Raw genomic sequence first — 15,972 nt, forward strand, 5'->3', positions numbered from 1 at the left:
GCCCGTGCGGGCCCCTCGCCTCGGCCGGTATCCGGGCTGCAGCGTACCGGCTCGCCTTCCCGCGCATGTCGCGCGCAGTGGCCCGTGCCCGCGTGCGCAACCTGCACGTCGGACACGCCCGAGCCGGCCTGCGTCGTACGACGCGGCCGCTTACCGTTGCGGGGGCAGCGCAGGTTGGCGCTTTCCTGGCGGAGTACGCGCCCTGCTTCCCGTTTAACCGCGCGACGCACGCGCGAGCACCGAGGCGGCGCCAGTTTAGGAGCGGGCCGCACGAGCGTCAAGAAAGCGGCCGCGCGCGCGTTTCGGAGCACGCTCGACGCGCGTATTCGAGGCAAGAAGCGGGGGTGTTACGACTGGAAACGTTACAGATGTCGGAATGCGCGTTATTCCGCGCTAAAATGCTGGGTCTTTAGAGGACGCAGCAGATGCTCAACGAACTCGAAACCTTATCTCAAAATATTGGCCGTCTGATTTCGCTGAACAAGCGCTATCACACGGAACGGCTCGCGCTCGAGGAGCAAGTCGCGCAATTGCGCGCGGAAGCGGACTCGGTCCGCGCGGAACTCGCGCAACTGCGCGAGGAACGCAATGCGCTCGCGGCCGAGCGCGACACCCTGTCGGCAAAGATCGACGACGCCCAGGTCAAACTGAACGCGATTCTCGAAAAACTGCCGCGCTCGAAGAGCGCGGAGCAGGCCGACAACCAGCTCGATCTGCTCGACGCGCAGGCGCGTACGGATAGCGATGACGCGGCCAGCCACGGAGAACATGCATGAGCACCAAGCAGATCGAAGTCTCGATTCTCGGTCAGCCCTATCGGCTCGCCTGTTCGGCCGAGACCGAAGCGGCGCTGCTCGAGGCCGTCGCGCGCGTCGACGCCGAAATGTCGAAGATCCGCGCAAACAGTTCGGTGCGCGGCATCGATCGCATCGCGGTGATGGCTGCATTGTCGCTGGCGTCCGAATTGCTGCGACTGCAAACCAGCGTGCGGCACGGTGAAGCATTTCCGGCGGAGGAAATCCGTCGTACAATGCACCAGATGAACGAACAGCTCGGCGCGGTGCTCGCACAGCACGAGACGCAGTAACGTTTGATCGATGCGTCGATTCCCCTTGATCTCGGCGATCAACGGTGGTCAAATTGGCGCAACGAAACACAGTTCAGTCAGCTTCCCTGCCTGGTTCGCCAAGGTCATATATTCCTTGAACCAATGCCATGTGCACGGTTGCGGAAATTTGTAGCACGGGCGCGCGCGTCACTCTGTCTGATGTACCCGAAGTGCTGCTAACTGCGACCAATTCTGAACCCCAGGTTCAGGATGCCGGCCTAGCGGCCAAGGCGGGGGCCTATCCAACGGCATCGGGAACTCCCGATGCCGTTTCCTTTTGCAGCAGCCCTTTCTGCGTCGATCACGATCCATGCAATACTGGCTGATGAAGTCCGAACCGGACGAAGCAAGCATCGACGATCTCGCGAACGCACCGCAGCGCTCGCTGCCGTGGACTGGCGTGCGCAATTATCAGGCGCGCAATTTCATGCGCGACACGATGAAGATCGGCGACGGCGTGCTGTTCTATCACTCGAGCTGCCCCGAGCCGGGCATCGCGGGCCTTGCCGAAGTGTCGTCGACGCCCTACCCCGATCCCACCCAGTTCGATCCGGAAAGCCCGTATTACGACCCGAAGTCGACGCAGGAAACGCCGCGCTGGCTGCTCGTCGACGTGCGCTTCGTGAAGAAGTCACCGCTCGTGCCGCTCGCGGCGCTGCGCGAACATGACGCGCTCGCCGACATGCGCGTGCTCGCGCGCGGCAACCGGTTGTCGATCACGCCCGTCACGCGTGCGGAATGGCGTTTCATCACCGAAAAGCTGATGAAGTAGGCGTGCGCGAAAGGTCAAATCCGGTCAGCGCGCGCCACTGCCGCGGAACTCGCGGCGCGTTCGCGCAGCCTAAGCAACCGCCGTCCGCCGATCTGGCCGACGGCGGTTTTTCCGTCGCGCGGTACGCCCGCGTCGCGCACGCGTGATCCGCGTGCGCGCCCTCGCACAAGGAGTCCAACAATGACCAAGAAATCCGCACTCGCGCTGTCGCTCGCCCTCGCCGCTGCCGTGCCCGTCGCGCTGACGCTCGCGTCGCCCGCCGCGCACGCACAAACCGCGAACCCGCACTTTCCCGAGCCGGCGGGCGTGTTGTCGCTGTCGTCGCAGGCCAGCGCCGACGTGCCGCAGGACATCATCCACATCACGCTGTTCTACGAGCAGCAGGCAAAGGATCCGGGCAGCCTCACGTCCGCGCTGAACCAGCGCGCCGACGCAGCGCTTGCGCAGGCGAAGGGCGTGTCGGGCGTCACCGCGCACACCGGCGCGTTCTCCGTGTATCCGAGCACCGATCGCGACGGGAAGATTTCCGCATGGCGCGGCCGCACCGAAGTCGTGCTCGAATCGCGCGATTTCGCGGCGGCGTCGAAACTCGCGGGCCAGTTGTCGAACCAGATGCAGGTCGCGAACGTCGAATTCTCGCTGTCGCCCGACGCGCAGCGCGCAGCCGAGCAGAAGCTCACCACCGAGGCGATCAAGTCGTTCCGCGCGCGCGCGGACGAAGCCGCGAAGGCCTTCGGCTACAGCAGCTACTCGATCCGCGACGTAAACGTCGGCGGCGGCCGCAACGTTCAGCCGTATCCGCGCATGATGGCGATGGCCGCGGCACCGATGGACAGCGCGAAGATGAGCGCGCCGATCGCGGTCGAAGGCGGCAAGGCGACCGTCTCGGTAACGGTCAACGGCTCCGTGCAGATGAAGTAACGCGCATCGCGCCGCCGCAGGCGGATGCGAAAACGCCGGCCCGAGGGCCGGCGTTTTTCATGGGTGATCTTGCGTGCGATGCATCACCTGCATCGACGGTTACGCAGCCGCATGCTTCGCGTGGCGGCGATACGCCCACACCATCAGCGCGATGCCCGCGATGATCATCGGCAGCGACAGCCACTGCCCCATCGACAGGCCGAGTGCGAGCAGGCCGAGGAAATCGTCCGGTTCGCGCGCGAATTCGACGGTGAAGCGCGCGAGGCCGTAACCGATCAGGAACAGCGCGGACACGGCGCCCATCGGCCGCGACTTGCGCGAGAAGAAGAACAGCACGAAGAACAGCGTAATGCCCTCGAGCGCGATTTCATAGAGCTGCGAAGGATGACGCGGCAGCATCTGGTACTGCATGAACACGTCGGCGAGATGCCACTTCTCGACGAGCGCCGGATGCTTCGGCAGCCATGCGGCGTCGTCGCGCATCGCGCCCGGGAACATCATCGCCCACGGCGCGTGCGGATCCGTCACGCGGCCCCACAGCTCGCCGTTGATGAAGTTGCCGAGCCGCCCGGCCGCGAGCCCCGTCGGCACCATCGGCGCGACGAAATCGGTGACCTGCAGCCAGTGGCGCTTGCGCTGCCACGCGAACAGCACCATCGCGAGCGTCACGCCGAGAAAGCCGCCGTGAAACGACATCCCGCCTTCCCACACCTTGAAGACGTCGAGCGGATGCGCGAAGTAGAAGTCGGCCTTGTAGAACAGCACATAGCCGAGCCGGCCGCCGAGCACGGTGCCGAGCACGCCGTAGAACATCATGTCGTCGATGTCCTTCGCGGTCCAGCCCTGCGCCGCGACGTGCGGCAGCTTCAGGCGGATCCGGCCGACGACGATCGCCGCGATGAAGCCGACGAGATACATGAGACCGTACCAGCGCACGGCGAGCGGCCCGAGATGGATCGCTACGGGGTCGAAATTCGGGTGAATGATCATGGGTTAGCGATGAAGTTTTCGAATGCGGTACGGCGCTCGCACCGCGCATTGGACGACGCCGGCGCGTCAACGTTCGCGTCACGTGGCGAGACCGTGCGCACGCACGACGTCGATGAAGCCGGCGAGCACCGGACTCACGTCGCCCGTGCGCCACACGAGGCCCGTCTCGACGACGGGCGCATCGCCGGCGAGCGGCCGGTAGACCACGCCGGTGCGCCGCAGGTTACGCAACGACTGCGGCACCAGTGCGACGCCCATCCCGGCCGACACGAGGCTGACGATCGTCTGCATCTGGATCGCCTCCTGGCCGATGCGCGGGGTTTCCCCCGCCGCGCCGTAGCAGCCCGTAATGATGTCATAAAAGCCGGGCGCCAAACGACGCGGGAAGATCACCAGCGGCAGCGCGGCCACCTCGGCCAGATGCACGGGTTCGTCCTCGGCGGCCTCCGGCGCCCTAGAGGCCACCGACGCCGGCATCGCGACCACCAGCGGCTCGCGCACGACCGGCAGGTACGACAGCCCGGCCGCGTGGCGCGGCGGCACCGGCGGAATCACGAGCCCGGCGTCGATACGGCCCGCGACGAGTTCGTCGATCTGCACGTCGCTCGTCGCTTCCGCGAGCTGCAGCCGCACCTGCGGATAGCGCGCGCCGAACGCGCGCAGCAGCGCCGGCAGCAGCCCGTAATCGGCGGTCGACACGAACGCGAGCGACAACGAGCCGGCCTCGCCGCGCGCGAGACGCCGCGCGAGCGGCGGCAGCGCATCGGCCGACGCGAGCAGCCTGTGCACGTCGGGCAGCAGCGCGGCGCCGACCGCGGTCAGCGCGACCGAACGCTTGGTGCGCACGAACAGCGCAACGCCGAGCGCATCCTCCAGCGAGCGGATCGCCTGCGACAGCGGCGGCTGCGTCATCGACAGCCGCTCGGCCGCGCGGCCGAAATGGCGCTCGTCGGCAACGGTTGCGAAATAGCGCCACTGGCGCAGGTCGGGCGTCGGATCGGCCATGCTTCACTCATTCGTAAAACGACTTAATAAGCGACAAATAATATATTGGACATCCCAAACCGGAAACTCCATTCTTGCTTCATCCGAACCGGCACACCGCTCGCGGGCGTCGCCAATACAACGATGGAGTCCCCCATGTCGTACAACCGCCGCTCGAAGCACATCACGCAAGGCGTGGCCCGTTCGCCAAATCGCTCGATGTATTACGCCCTCGGCTACCAGAAGGACGATTTCGACAAGCCGATGATCGGCATCGCGAACGGTCACTCGACGATCACGCCGTGCAACTCGGGCCTGCAGCGCCTGTCGGACGCCGCTGTCGCGGCGGTGAAGGCGGCCGACGCGAATCCGCAGATCTTCGGCACGCCGACGATCTCGGACGGCATGTCGATGGGCACGGAGGGGATGAAGTACTCGCTCGTGTCGCGCGAAGTGATCGCCGACTGCATCGAAACCTGTGTGCAGGGCCAGTGGATGGACGGCGTGGTGGTGGTCGGCGGCTGCGACAAGAACATGCCGGGCGGCATGATCGCGCTCGCGCGCCTGAACGTGCCGGGCATCTACGTGTACGGCGGCACGATCCGCCCCGGCCACTGGAAGGGGCGCGACCTGACGATCGTGTCGTCGTTCGAGGCGGTCGGCGAATTCACCGCGGGCCGGATGTCGCAGGAGGATTTCGACGGCGTCGAGAAAAACGCGTGTCCGACGTCGGGCTCGTGCGGCGGCATGTACACCGCGAACACGATGAGCTCGTCGTTCGAGGCGCTCGGCATGTCGCTGATGTATTCGTCGACGATGGCCAACCCCGACCAGGAAAAGGTCGATTCGGCCGCCGAATCGGCGCGCGTGCTGGTCGAGGCCGTGAAGCGCGACCTGAAGCCGCGCGACATCATCACGAAGGCGTCGATCGAGAATGCCGTGTCGCTGATCATGGCGACCGGCGGCTCGACCAACGCGGTGCTGCACTATCTCGCGATCGCGCACGCGGCCGAGATCGACTGGACGATCGACGATTTCGAGCGCATCCGCAAACGCGTGCCGGTGATCTGCGACCTGAAGCCGTCGGGCCAGTACGTCGCGACCGACCTGCACAAGGCGGGCGGCATCCCGCAGGTGCTGCGGATCCTGCTCGATGCGGGGCTGCTGCACGGCGACTGCATCACGATCACCGGCCGCACGATCGCCGAGGAACTGAAAGACGTGCCGGGCGTGCCGCGCGCGGACCAGCACGTGATCTTCCCGATCGATCGCGCGCTGTACAAGGAAGGCCATCTCGCGATCCTGAAGGGCAATCTCGCGGAAGACGGCGCGGTCGCGAAGATCACCGGCCTGAAGAACCCGGTAATCACTGGCCCGGCGCGCGTGTTCGACGACGAGCAGAGCGCGATGGATGCCATCCTCGGCGACCGGATCCGCGCGGGCGACGTGCTCGTGCTGCGCTATCTCGGCCCGCAAGGCGGCCCCGGCATGCCGGAAATGCTCGCGCCGACGTCGGCGATCGTCGGCAAGGGGCTCGGCGAGTCGGTCGGCTTCATCACGGACGGCCGCTTCTCCGGCGGTACCTGGGGCATGGTGGTCGGCCATGTCGCGCCCGAGGCGTTCGTCGGCGGCACGATCGCGCTCGTGCAGGAAGGCGACTCGATCACGATCGATGCGCACCGGCTGGTGCTGCAACTGAACGTCGACGACGCGGAGCTCGCGCGCCGGCGCGCCGCCTGGACGCAGCCGGCGCCGCGCTACACGCGCGGCGTGCTGGCCAAGTACGCGGCCCTCGCCCGCCCGGCGAACAAGGGGGCCGTCACCGGCTGACGCGCGCCGGGCGTCATGCGACCCCATTGCAGACGGCCGCCGGGGAAACGCGTAAAACACGCGTTCCCTTTACTCTTATAATGCACGCGGACCGTGAAGCCGGCCGTCCCCGCCGGCGGAGAACCGCATGAAACAGACGATATTGCGCGCGCTGCTCGTGATGCTGCTGACCGGCAGCGCGGCAGCCGCGCACGCCGACCCGGGCGCCGACGGGCTCGCGCTCGCGCAGCGCAAGAACTGCCTGGCCTGCCACGCGATCGGCAAGCCGTTGATGGGTCCGTCGTTCCGCGACATTGCCGGCCGGTACGCCGCACGCGCGAACGCCGCCGATTATCTCGCGCAGTCGATCGTGAACGGCAGTGTGGGCGTGTGGAGCAACGTGCCGATGCCCGCCAATACGCAGTTGACGAGCGCCGAAGCGCACACGCTCGCGCAGTGGGTGCTGTCGCTGCACTGAAGCCGCATTGAAGAGAATGATCCGGCGCGCGCAAGCGCTGGCAGGTTCGCCGGTGGCGACCGGAACCGCGCCCGCGGCTCCTGCACCGAAACGAATGCGCGGTCAGCCCGAATGACCGGTCCGGCGGCGGGCGATCTCGTCATCGACCGCGTCGCGAACCCAATCCATCACTTCCGTTTCGAGCGCCAGCGCCACTTCGCGCGTAACCTGGCCGACGAGCCAGGCCGTATGGTCGTGCAGCGCGTCGCGGCAACGCGCCTCGATCGCCTCACGCCCTGCCCCGGTCAGATAATTCATCAGACGGTTGCGCAGACGCTCGGCGATGCGCTGCGCGTCCTCCGCCGTCAGCGCGGCGGCCGCATTCGCATCCGGCTGCGGTGCGCCGGCGAGGTGATCCGGAACCGGCGCGTCAGCAGCCGGTACGAGCGCCTCGGGCAATGCTGCTTCATCGGTGTGCCCCGCCGGCTCGTGCGGCACGGCAGCGAGAGCGTGCTGCTGCGAATCGTCGGCGGCGAGCGCCGAACGAAGCGGCGCTGGCATCGCCGCGGATTCCTCCGCGACGACGCGCTCCGCGGCGCCGGGTTCGGCCGGCGCATCGCTGTCGCCCGGCAGTTCGACGGCCGGTACGTACGGCGTCGGCACCGGCTCGACCACCACGGATTCGGGGTCGGTTTCCGCGCGTTGCGGCGCGCCGGGCACTTCGGCGGCACGATCCGGCGCAACCACGTCGGTCAGCACCGGAATGGCGGCATCGTCGTGCGGCGACGGCACATCGGCCGCGGACGCACGCGCCGGCACCGGCTTGCCCGGCACCAGCACGTCGGTCAGCGTCGGGATCGAGGATGAGTCGGCTTGTGTCACGGGAACGCTCCGTCGACGGGTTCGGCTAGCTGCCCTGCTTGTAGTTGTTCAGCGCGTATCCGCGATCGCGGTAAAAGCGGTAGCGGTCGCGGCCCGCGGCGAGTTCGTCCGGCGCATTGCCGACCACTTCGAGCAGACGCTCGAAGCGGGCAAACTGCGCGGGCACGGCGGCACCGAGGTTCAGCAGCACGTGATGATGCGGCGCCTGGTCGAGATCGGCGGTCAGCACGATCGGCGTGCCGGCCGCGTGCGCGCTGTCGACGCCGCAATGCGGGATGAAATCGAGCGGCGAGAAGGTCCAGAGCCGCTCGTCGAGCGCGCGCAGGCGCGCGGGCTCGGCGAGCACGACGACCGGCTGCCCGGCCTGATAGGCCTTGCGCAGCAGCCGGCACGCGTACGCGAGCGAATCGCCGACGTTCGAATGGAAATCGATTCGCGTCATTGCCCGCGTACCTGCATCGTCGTGTGCGCCGCCATTACTGGCCGGCGCGGTCGATCAGGAACTGCGCGAGCAGCGGCACCGGACGACCGGTCGCCCCCTTCGCCGCGCCGCTCTTCCATGCGGTGCCCGCGATGTCGAGGTGCGCCCACGGATAGCTTTCGGTGAAGCGCGACAGGAAGCACGCAGCCGTCACGGCACCGGCCGGACGTCCGCCGATGTTCGCGATGTCCGCGAAATTCGACTTCAGTTGATCCTGGTACTCGTCGTCGAGCGGCATGCGCCATGCCGGGTCGTTCGCCTCGCGCGACGCGTCGAGCAGTTCGCCCGCGAGCGCATCGTCCTTCGAGAACAGGCCGCTGTTGTGGCCGCCGAGCGCGATCACGCATGCGCCCGTCAGCGTCGCCACGTCGATCACCGCGGCCGGCTTGAAGCGCTCCGCGTAGGTCAGCGCGTCGCACAGGATCAGGCGGCCCTCGGCGTCGGTGTTCAGCACTTCGATCGTCAGTCCCTTCATGCTGGTGACGATGTCGCCCGGCTTCGTCGCGTTGCCGCCCGGCATGTTCTCGCAGGTCGGCACGATCGCGACGACGTTGATCTTCAGGCCCATCTCGGCGATCGCACGCATCGTGCCGAGCACGGAGCCCGCGCCGCACATGTCGTACTTCATCTCGTCCATGCCCTCGCCCGGCTTCAGCGAGATGCCGCCGGTGTCGAACGTGATGCCCTTGCCGACCAGCACGACCGGCGCGGCCTTCGCGGCGGCGCCCTGGTAGTGCAGCACGATGAACTGCGGCGGTTCGACCGACGCGCGCGCGACCGACAGGAACGAGCCCATCTTGAGCGCCTGGATCTGCTTCAGGCCGAGCACCTCGGCCTTCAGGCCCCAATCCTTCGCGATCTTCTTCGCGGTGTTGCCGAGATAGGTCGGCGTGCACACGTTGCCGGGCAGGTTGCCCAGATCGCGGGTCAGATCCATCCCGTTGGCGAGCGCGACGGCCTGCTTGATCGCCAGCTTCGCCGCCTTTTCGTCGGACGGATCGACGCTGAACACGACGCGCTTGAGCGTGTGCGATGCCGGCTCCGGCTTGCTCTTCATCTGCGTGAAGCGGTACGTCTCGTTGCGCAGCGCGAGAATCGCCGCACGCACGCCCCAGTCGGAGCCGCGCTCGTCGACCGGCGGTTGCGCGAGCGAGAACGTGACCTGCACGACCTTCGTCGCCAGCAGCGCGCGCCATGCGGCCGTCACTGCGTCGTTGTAGGCTTTCTGATTGAAAGCATCCTGCTTGCCGAGGCCGACGAGCAGCACGCGCGACGCGCCGATGCCCGATACTTCGTGCAGGAACAGCGTCCGGCCGCGCTTGCCGTCCATGTCGCCGGCCTTCACCACGCGCGAGATCAGCCCGTTGGTGGCCGTGTCGATGTCGAGTGCCGCGCCAGACAGGGTCTGCGCCTCGAAGATGCCGAGCACGATGCAGTCGGACTTCCCGGTCAGGAACCCCTTGGCCTCGCCTTTGCTCCAATCACAGCCTTTTATGCTAAAGTCCATCGCGCTTGTCCTCGGATAAAATCTGGGCTAAGGATGAAAGCCGCAATTATCCGCTATTTTTCCCGTGGCGGCGCGAGCGCTCCACCACGCGTGCGCAGCCTCCCGCCCTCTTCTCATCAAGAATGATCTTCGAACGCTCCCTCCAGCGCGAGCTTGCGTATACGGCTGGCGCCGTGTTCATGGTGCTGCTCACGATCATGCTCACGACGATGATGATCCGCATCGTCGGCTACGCCGCGTCCGGCGAAATCGATCCGCGGGACGTGCTCGTGCTGATCGGCCTGACCGTGATCGGCTATCTCGCCGTGATGCTCGTCGTCACGTTGTTCGTGTCGATCCTGTTCGTGCTGACCCGGTGGTACCGGGACTCCGAAATGGTGGTGTGGCTCGCGTCCGGCGTGAGCCTCACGCGCCTGATCAAGCCGATCGGCGTGTTCGCGACGCCGATCATCGTGCTGATCGCGTTCTTCGCGTTCGTCGGCTGGCCGTGGTCGAACCAGCAGAGCAAGATGATCAAGGCGCGCTTTCAGCAGCGCGACGAAATCTCGCTGCTCGCGCCCGGCCAGTTCCGTGAATCGGCGACGAACCATCGCGTGTTCTTCATCGAGAAGATGTCGCCGGACCAGAGCAAGGTGCAGAACGTCTTCGTCACGTCGACGGAGAACGGCAAGGTCAACGTCGTCGTGTCGCAGACGGGTCATACCGAAACGAAGGACGGCGATCGCTTCGTCGTGCTGGAAAACGGCCGCCGCTACGACGGCACGCCCGGCCAGCCGAACTTCAAGATCATGGAGTTCCAGCGCTACGGCGTGAAGATCACGAGCACTCCGGTCACCAACGTGCCGACCACCAACAGCACGCCGACGCTGGACCTGCTGCGCAACCCGACGCGCGACAACCTCGCGGAATTCGCGTGGCGCGCGGGGCTGCCGTTGATCGCGATCAACCTGCTGGTGCTCGGCATCCCGCTGTCGTACCAGAACCCGCGCCGCAGCCGCACGATCAACCTCGTGATGGCCGTGCTGATCTACCTCACGTACTCGAACCTGCTGAACGTCGTCCAGTCGCAGATCGAACAGGGCAAGATGTCGTTCGGTGTCGGCCTCGTCGGGCTGCATGCGATCGTCGCGGTGATCGTCGCGTTCATCTTCTGGTTGCGCGTGCGCAATCGTCCGCTGTTTACACGCGCGCTGTTCGGCCGCTCGGGAGCATGATCGATGCGGCTCTATGAAAAATACTTCGCACGGCAGATCTACGTCACGTTCGTCTTCATCCTGTTCGCGTTCTCGGGTCTGTTCTTCTTCTTCGACCTGATCAGCGAACTGAACTCGGTCGGGCACGGCAACTACAAGTTCGGCTATGCGGTGCTGCGCGTCGCGCTGCAGACGCCGTCGCGCTTCTACGAAATCATCCCGGTCGCCGCACTGATCAGCGCGATCTACGTGTTCGCGCAGATGGCCGCGAACTCGGAATTCACGATCTTCCGCGTGTCGGGCCTCGCGACCAACCAGGCGCTGCGCTCGCTGCTGAAGATCGGCATTCCGCTCGTGATCGTCACCTACCTGATCGGCGAATTCGTCGGCCCGTATGCCGACCAGCTGTCCGAACGCGTGCGGCTGCAGGCGCTCGGCGCATCGGTGTCGTCGAACTTCCAGTCGGGCGTGTGGGTGAAGGACACGCTCGCGGCGCGCGAGAACGGCGAGCAGGTCACGCGCTTCGTCAACGTCGGCAGCCTGTCGCCGGACTCGACGATCAGCAACGTGCGCATCTACGAGTTCGACTCGAAATTCCAGCTGCAGAACGTGCGGATCGCGCAGACGGGCCGCTACGAGCCGCCCGGCCACTGGCTGCTCAAGGGTGTCACGGAAACGGTCCTGACGCCGATCAAGCCGATCAGCGGCCAGCCGGCCGACGCGCTGAACCCCGTGTACCGGTCGCAGCAGGTCACGCTGCCCGAATACCGGCTGCGCTCGGACCTGACGCCGCAGATCCTGTCGGTGCTGCTCGTGTCGCCGGAACGCATGTCGATCATCAACCTGTTCCGCTACATCCAGCACTTGCGCGAGAACCAGCAGGACACGCAGCGCTACGACATCGCGCTGTGGCGCAAGCTGCTGTACCCGTTCGCGGTGTTCGTGATGCTCGTGCTGTCGCTGCCGTTCGCGTACCTGCATACGCGTGCGGGCGTGGTCGGCGTGAAGGTGTTCGGCGGCATCATGCTCGGCATGAGCTTCCAGCTGCTCAACACGCTGTTCTCGCACATCGGCACGCTGAATACGTGGCCCGCGCCGCTGACCGCGGCGACACCGGGCCTCATCTATCTCGCGCTCGGCCTGTTCGCGCTGAAGTGGGTCGACCGGCACTGAACGCCGTCACGACGGAGGCTTCGACATGAGTTCGCAAGGCATCGTCCTGTTCGGTCACGGCGCACGCGATCCGCGCTGGGCCGAGCCGTTCGAGCGGCTGGCCGCGCGGCTGCGCGGCGCCGGCGAATCCGCGCCGCACGTGTCGCTCGCATTCCTCGAATTGATGACGCCGCCGCTCGATGCGGCCGTCGCCGCGCAGGTCGCGGCCGGCTGCACGCGCGTCACCGTGGTGCCGGTGTTCTTCGGCCAGGGCGGCCATGTGCGCCGCGACCTGCCGCAACTCGTCGACGCATGCCGCGCCGCGCATCCGGGCGTCGAGATCCGCTGCGCGACGGCCGTCGGAGAAGACGACGGCGTGCTCGATGCGATCGCGCGCTACTGCGTCGACCAGCTCGGCAGCGACGCGTAGCGGCTTCCGCGGCTCCAAAGAAAAAAGCGCTGGCTTCTTCTGCCAGCGCTTTTTTTATGCGGTTCGCCCGCTACCGGGCAGCAGGAGACGAGCGCCGTACGTGCGCACCGCCGCGTCGACTCACGCGGCGTCCCGCAATGCATCGCCCGCTTTCACGAGCCGCGCACGCTCGGCGAACGCATCGCCGATCATCAGCAGGCTCGGTTCCGCCGGATCGAGCCACGCCTGCGCATCGCCCGCCGCCATCTGCGCGAGCGTCAGCGTCAGCGTGCGTTCGCGCGCGGTGCTGCATGCCTCGACGATCGCCACCGGCGTCGCGGGCGCACGGCCTGCGTCGATCAGTTCCTGCGCGATGCCGGGCGCGCTGTCGCGGCCCATGTAGTAGACGATCGAATCGGCACGCGCCGCTTCGCGAATCTCGTCGCTGCCCGGCGCGCGACTGTGCGTCGCGAACGCGACGCTGCGCGACACACCCCGCAACGTCAGCGAGCGCTTCAGCGTCGCGGCACCCGCGAGCGCCGCGGTAATGCCCGGCACGACCTCGTAGTCGATGCCCGCCGCCTCGAGCGCGCGCATTTCCTCTTCCGCGCGGCCGAACAGCATCGGATCGCCACCCTTCAGCCGCACGACGCACGCATGCTCGCGCGCCGCATCGACGATCTGCTTGTTGATGAAGTGCTGCGCGGTCGAGCGCTGCCCGCAGCGCTTGCCGACCGCGATCTTCCGCGCGTTCGGCGCGTAATCCAGCATCGCCGGCTCGACCAGCGCGTCGTGCAGCACGACGTCGGCTTGCGCGAGCAACCGCGCGCCACGCACCGTGACGAGGTCTGCTGCGCCCGGCCCTGCTCCGATCAGATACACCTTGCCCATATTTGTCGCTTCGCTTGTCCTGCCCGTGCGGACGGCGAGCCGGCGCGCGCCGCCGCGACGGCGGCGCCAAACACCGGTCATGCCGGTTATGCCGAGAACGCCCGGATCATGCCGGCGGCAACCGTGTGATGCGTCGCCTCGTCGATCAGCACGAATGCGCCCGTGCCCGGATGCGCGTCGTACGTATCGCAGACGATCGGCTTTTGCAGCGTCAGCGCCACTCGACCGATGTCGTTCATCTTCAGTTCCTGACGGTCGGTGGCGTGCGACAGCGTATGCACGTCGAGCACTTCCTTGACCGCACCGATCTTCGCGAACACCGTGCTCGTGGTCTGCTTCAGCAGATACTTGCGCTGCGGCGACAGCGGCGTCTCGTCGAACCAGCACAGGTCGGCCTCGAGCTTCTTCGCCGGCGCGACCGGCTCGGCGGTCGTGACGAACATGTCGCCGCGCGACACGTCGACGTCCTGTTCGAGGCGAATGGTCACCGTCTGGCCCGCGAACGCGTGCGGGACGGACGCCGTGCCGCCCGGCACCGGTGCGACGATCTCGGCGACCGTCGCGGTGCGGTTCGACGGCAGCACGACGATTTCATCGCCGACCTTCACCTCGCCCGACTCGATCCGGCCCATGTAGCCGCGGAAGTCGTCGGCCGAGCTGCCGTCCTGGCGTGCGACCCACTGCACCGGGAAGCGCAGCGCGTCATGCGCCTGCGTCTCGACCGGCAGCGATTCGAGCACGTCGAGCAGCGGCTCGCCCGCATACCACGGCATGCGCTCGCTCGCGCCGACGATGTTGTCGCCCTTGAGCGCCGACACCGGCACGAAGCGTACGTCGTTCAGGCCGAGCTGCTTCGCGAGGGCGACGTACGCATCGCGGATCTCGTTGAAGCGCGCTTCGCTGTAGTCGACGAGGTCCATCTTGTTGATCGCGACGATCACGTGCTGCAGCGCGAGCAGCTTCACGATCGCGCTGTGGCGCTTGGTTTGCGGCAGCAGTTGTGCGACGCCGTTCTCGATCGTCACGCGCGTGGCGTCGACCAGGATGATCGCCGCATGCGCGGTCGATGCGCCCGTCACCATGTTGCGCGTGTACTGCTCGTGACCCGGCGTGTCGGCGATGATGAACTTGCGCTTGGCGGTCGCGAAATAGCGGTATGCGACGTCGATCGTGATGCCCTGCTCGCGCTCGGCTTCGAGGCCGTCCGTCAGCAGCGCGAGGTCGAGCTCGTCGCCGACCGTGCGCTTGTTCTTCGCGCGCGACAGCGCGGACAGCTGGTCGGACAGCACGGCCTTGCTGTCGTACAGCAGGCGGCCGATCAGCGTGCTCTTGCCGTCGTCGACGCTGCCCGCGGTGATGAAGCGCAACACGCCGAGGTCTTCGGTGTTCTCGATGATGCTCATGATGTGAATGTCCTCGTGTGCTTCAGAAATAACCTTGCTTCTTGCGCTGTTCCATCGCGGCTTCGGAGGCCTGGTCGTCCATCCGGGTCGCGCCGCGTTCGGTGATCTCGGTCACCGCCGTCTCGGCGATGATCTTCTCGACGTCGTCCGCGTCGCTTTCGACCGGGCACGTGCAGCTGATGTCACCGACCGTGCGGAAGCGCACCTGCGCGAGCTCGCTCGTCTCGCCGTCACGCATCGGCGTGAGCGGCGTGACGGGCACCAGCAGCCCGTTGCGGCGCACAATCTCGCGCTGGTGCGCGTAATAGATCGACGGCAGTTCGAGGTTTTCGCGTGCGATGTACTGCCACACGTCGAGTTCGGTCCAGTTCGAGATCGGGAACACGCGCAGGTGCTCACCCTTGTGCAGGCGCGCGTTGTACAGGCTCCACAGTTCCGGGCGCTGCGCCTTCGGATCCCACTGGCCGAATTCGTCGCGAAACGAGAAGATCCGTTCCTTCGCACGCGCCTTCTCTTCGTCGCGGCGCGCGCCGCCGATCAGCGCCGTGTAGCCGTGCTGCTCGATCGTCTCGAGCAGCGTGACGGCCTGCGCGGCGTTGCGCGAATCGGTTTCGCGGCGCAGCACGACGGTGCCGCGCTTGATCGAATCCTCGACGTGGCCGACCACCAGCTCGGCGCCGAGCTCTTTCGCGCGGCGATCGCGGAAGTCGATCACTTCTTCGTAGTTGTGGCCCGTATCGATGTGCACGAGCGGGAACGGCAGCGTCGTCTTGCGGTTTCCGCCGAGGCCGAATGCCTTCAGCGCGAGGTGCAGCACGACGACCGAATCCTTGCCGCCCGAGAACAACAGCGCCGGCTTGCTGCACTCGGCGACCAGTTCGCGCAGGATGTGGATCGACTCGGCTTCGAGCCAGTCGAGGTGGCCCATGCGGTTGTCGGCACCGGTGGGCGGGGCAAAGGCGGATTGCTCGAGCGTCGTGCTCATGATTTCAGTCCTTCTCTTCTGGGTTCGT

General features: G+C 66.6%; 17 protein-coding genes, 1 other RNA gene and 1 riboswitch. Of the genes, 10 read left to right on the forward strand and 8 right to left on the reverse strand.

Going from position 1 to position 15,972, the window contains the following annotated elements; all coding sequences use genetic code 11:
- Nucleotides 1-4: 4 nt before the first annotated feature.
- Nucleotides 5-259, reverse strand: a riboswitch (cobalamin riboswitch).
- 166 nt (nucleotides 260-425) lie between these two features.
- From DCN14_RS27695 to DCN14_RS27715, 5 genes are all read left to right on the forward strand, one after another.
- A complete protein-coding gene (locus tag DCN14_RS27695; RefSeq protein ID WP_096502237.1) occupies nucleotides 426-776 on the forward strand; it encodes an ATPase in 351 nt (116 codons plus the stop codon).
- A complete protein-coding gene (locus DCN14_RS27700; RefSeq protein ID WP_096502239.1) occupies nucleotides 773-1,087 on the forward strand; it encodes a cell division protein ZapA in 315 nt (104 codons plus the stop codon). Before DCN14_RS27695 ends, DCN14_RS27700 begins: the two co-directional genes overlap by 4 nt.
- 80 nt (nucleotides 1,088-1,167) lie before the next feature.
- Nucleotides 1,168-1,349, forward strand: a non-coding RNA gene (ssrS, locus tag DCN14_RS27705) — 6S RNA.
- Nucleotides 1,350-1,418: 69 nt separating this feature from the next.
- Entirely contained in the window at nucleotides 1,419-1,880 is a 462-nt protein-coding gene (locus DCN14_RS27710) for an EVE domain-containing protein (RefSeq protein WP_096502241.1), read from the forward strand.
- Between the two features lie 180 nt (nucleotides 1,881-2,060).
- Nucleotides 2,061-2,801 carry an SIMPL domain-containing protein gene (locus tag DCN14_RS27715; RefSeq protein WP_096502243.1) on the forward strand — a complete coding sequence of 247 codons (741 nt, stop codon included), beginning with the start codon at nucleotides 2,061-2,063 and terminating at the stop codon, nucleotides 2,799-2,801.
- A 99-nt stretch (nucleotides 2,802-2,900) separates the two neighbouring features.
- Here DCN14_RS27715 and lgt read toward each other — a convergent pair whose 3' ends face one another.
- Together lgt and DCN14_RS27725 are read right to left on the reverse strand one after the other, a co-directional pair.
- Nucleotides 2,901-3,791: a prolipoprotein diacylglyceryl transferase gene (lgt, locus tag DCN14_RS27720; protein WP_096502245.1), complete on the reverse strand. Its 891-nt coding sequence runs from the start codon at nucleotides 3,789-3,791 to the stop codon at nucleotides 2,901-2,903.
- A 78-nt stretch (nucleotides 3,792-3,869) separates the two neighbouring features.
- On the reverse strand, nucleotides 3,870-4,796 hold the full coding sequence (locus DCN14_RS27725) for a LysR substrate-binding domain-containing protein (RefSeq protein WP_096502247.1): 927 nt from the start codon (nucleotides 4,794-4,796) through the stop codon (nucleotides 3,870-3,872).
- A 135-nt stretch (nucleotides 4,797-4,931) separates the two neighbouring features.
- Between DCN14_RS27725 and ilvD the strand changes: the two genes are divergently transcribed.
- Both ilvD and DCN14_RS27735 read left to right on the forward strand, forming a co-directional pair.
- Entirely contained in the window at nucleotides 4,932-6,605 is a 1,674-nt protein-coding gene (ilvD, locus tag DCN14_RS27730) for a dihydroxy-acid dehydratase (RefSeq protein WP_096502249.1), read from the forward strand.
- 127 nt (nucleotides 6,606-6,732) lie between these two features.
- Nucleotides 6,733-7,062 (forward strand): c-type cytochrome, encoded by a 330-nt coding sequence (locus DCN14_RS27735; protein ID WP_096502251.1) that lies wholly within the window; start codon nucleotides 6,733-6,735, stop codon nucleotides 7,060-7,062.
- 102 nt (nucleotides 7,063-7,164) lie between these two features.
- Here DCN14_RS27735 and DCN14_RS27740 read toward each other — a convergent pair whose 3' ends face one another.
- Genes DCN14_RS27740 through DCN14_RS27750 form a run of 3 tightly spaced genes read right to left on the reverse strand, consistent with a single transcriptional unit; the run spans nucleotide 7,165 to nucleotide 9,911 of the window.
- Nucleotides 7,165-7,923, reverse strand: coding sequence for a DUF2486 family protein (locus DCN14_RS27740; protein WP_096502253.1), 759 nt, complete (start codon nucleotides 7,921-7,923; stop codon nucleotides 7,165-7,167).
- Between the two features lie 25 nt (nucleotides 7,924-7,948).
- Entirely contained in the window at nucleotides 7,949-8,365 is a 417-nt protein-coding gene (locus DCN14_RS27745) for a DNA polymerase III subunit chi (protein ID WP_057926038.1), read from the reverse strand.
- 34 nt (nucleotides 8,366-8,399) lie between these two features.
- Nucleotides 8,400-9,911, reverse strand: a complete 1,512-nt coding sequence (locus DCN14_RS27750) for a leucyl aminopeptidase (RefSeq protein WP_096502255.1) — start codon at nucleotides 9,909-9,911, stop codon at nucleotides 8,400-8,402.
- Between the two features lie 122 nt (nucleotides 9,912-10,033).
- Between DCN14_RS27750 and lptF the strand changes: the two genes are divergently transcribed.
- The 3 genes from lptF to DCN14_RS27765 are packed head-to-tail and all read left to right on the forward strand — an operon-like array spanning nucleotide 10,034 to nucleotide 12,686.
- On the forward strand, nucleotides 10,034-11,125 hold the full coding sequence (gene lptF / locus DCN14_RS27755) for an LPS export ABC transporter permease LptF (protein WP_096502257.1): 1,092 nt from the start codon (nucleotides 10,034-10,036) through the stop codon (nucleotides 11,123-11,125).
- A gap of 3 nt (nucleotides 11,126-11,128) precedes the next feature.
- Nucleotides 11,129-12,277 (forward strand): LPS export ABC transporter permease LptG, encoded by a 1,149-nt coding sequence (gene lptG / locus DCN14_RS27760; protein ID WP_096502259.1) that lies wholly within the window; start codon nucleotides 11,129-11,131, stop codon nucleotides 12,275-12,277.
- 25 nt (nucleotides 12,278-12,302) lie between these two features.
- Nucleotides 12,303-12,686, forward strand: a complete 384-nt coding sequence (locus tag DCN14_RS27765; protein ID WP_096502261.1) for a CbiX/SirB N-terminal domain-containing protein — start codon at nucleotides 12,303-12,305, stop codon at nucleotides 12,684-12,686.
- Between the two features lie 120 nt (nucleotides 12,687-12,806).
- Here DCN14_RS27765 and cobA read toward each other — a convergent pair whose 3' ends face one another.
- From cobA to cysD, 3 genes are all read right to left on the reverse strand, one after another.
- On the reverse strand, nucleotides 12,807-13,556 hold the full coding sequence (gene cobA, locus DCN14_RS27770) for a uroporphyrinogen-III C-methyltransferase (RefSeq protein ID WP_096502263.1): 750 nt from the start codon (nucleotides 13,554-13,556) through the stop codon (nucleotides 12,807-12,809).
- 86 nt (nucleotides 13,557-13,642) lie between these two features.
- Entirely contained in the window at nucleotides 13,643-14,959 is a 1,317-nt protein-coding gene (locus DCN14_RS27775; RefSeq protein WP_096502265.1) for a sulfate adenylyltransferase subunit 1, read from the reverse strand.
- A 22-nt stretch (nucleotides 14,960-14,981) separates the two neighbouring features.
- Complete coding sequence (gene cysD, locus DCN14_RS27780) at nucleotides 14,982-15,944, reverse strand: sulfate adenylyltransferase subunit CysD (RefSeq protein WP_096502267.1); 963 nt, start codon at nucleotides 15,942-15,944, stop codon at nucleotides 14,982-14,984.
- Nucleotides 15,945-15,972 lie beyond the last annotated feature (28 nt).

The organism is Burkholderia sp. IDO3, assembly GCF_003366075.1.
Taxonomy (GTDB): Bacteria; Pseudomonadota; Gammaproteobacteria; order Burkholderiales; family Burkholderiaceae; genus Burkholderia; species Burkholderia anthina.

Excerpts from the sequence above, each read along its gene's own strand:
- DCN14_RS27695 (WP_096502237.1), top strand. The coding sequence starts at position 426 with ATGCTCAACGAACTCGAAACCTTATCTCAAAATATTGGCCGTCTGATT.
- DCN14_RS27700 (WP_096502239.1), top strand. The coding sequence starts at position 773 with ATGAGCACCAAGCAGATCGAAGTCTCGATTCTCGGTCAGCCCTATCGG.
- DCN14_RS27710 (WP_096502241.1), top strand. The coding sequence starts at position 1,419 with ATGCAATACTGGCTGATGAAGTCCGAACCGGACGAAGCAAGCATCGAC.
- DCN14_RS27715 (WP_096502243.1), top strand. The coding sequence starts at position 2,061 with ATGACCAAGAAATCCGCACTCGCGCTGTCGCTCGCCCTCGCCGCTGCC.
- lgt (WP_096502245.1), bottom strand. The coding sequence starts at position 3,791 with ATGATCATTCACCCGAATTTCGACCCCGTAGCGATCCATCTCGGGCCG.
- DCN14_RS27725 (WP_096502247.1), bottom strand. The coding sequence starts at position 4,796 with ATGGCCGATCCGACGCCCGACCTGCGCCAGTGGCGCTATTTCGCAACC.
- ilvD (WP_096502249.1), top strand. The coding sequence starts at position 4,932 with ATGTCGTACAACCGCCGCTCGAAGCACATCACGCAAGGCGTGGCCCGT.
- DCN14_RS27735 (WP_096502251.1), top strand. The coding sequence starts at position 6,733 with ATGAAACAGACGATATTGCGCGCGCTGCTCGTGATGCTGCTGACCGGC.
- DCN14_RS27745 (WP_057926038.1), bottom strand. The coding sequence starts at position 8,365 with ATGACGCGAATCGATTTCCATTCGAACGTCGGCGATTCGCTCGCGTAC.
- DCN14_RS27750 (WP_096502255.1), bottom strand. The coding sequence starts at position 9,911 with ATGGACTTTAGCATAAAAGGCTGTGATTGGAGCAAAGGCGAGGCCAAG.
- lptF (WP_096502257.1), top strand. The coding sequence starts at position 10,034 with ATGATCTTCGAACGCTCCCTCCAGCGCGAGCTTGCGTATACGGCTGGC.
- lptG (WP_096502259.1), top strand. The coding sequence starts at position 11,129 with ATGCGGCTCTATGAAAAATACTTCGCACGGCAGATCTACGTCACGTTC.
- DCN14_RS27765 (WP_096502261.1), top strand. The coding sequence starts at position 12,303 with ATGAGTTCGCAAGGCATCGTCCTGTTCGGTCACGGCGCACGCGATCCG.
- cobA (WP_096502263.1), bottom strand. The coding sequence starts at position 13,556 with ATGGGCAAGGTGTATCTGATCGGAGCAGGGCCGGGCGCAGCAGACCTC.
- DCN14_RS27775 (WP_096502265.1), bottom strand. The coding sequence starts at position 14,959 with ATGAGCATCATCGAGAACACCGAAGACCTCGGCGTGTTGCGCTTCATC.
- cysD (WP_096502267.1), bottom strand. The coding sequence starts at position 15,944 with ATGAGCACGACGCTCGAGCAATCCGCCTTTGCCCCGCCCACCGGTGCC.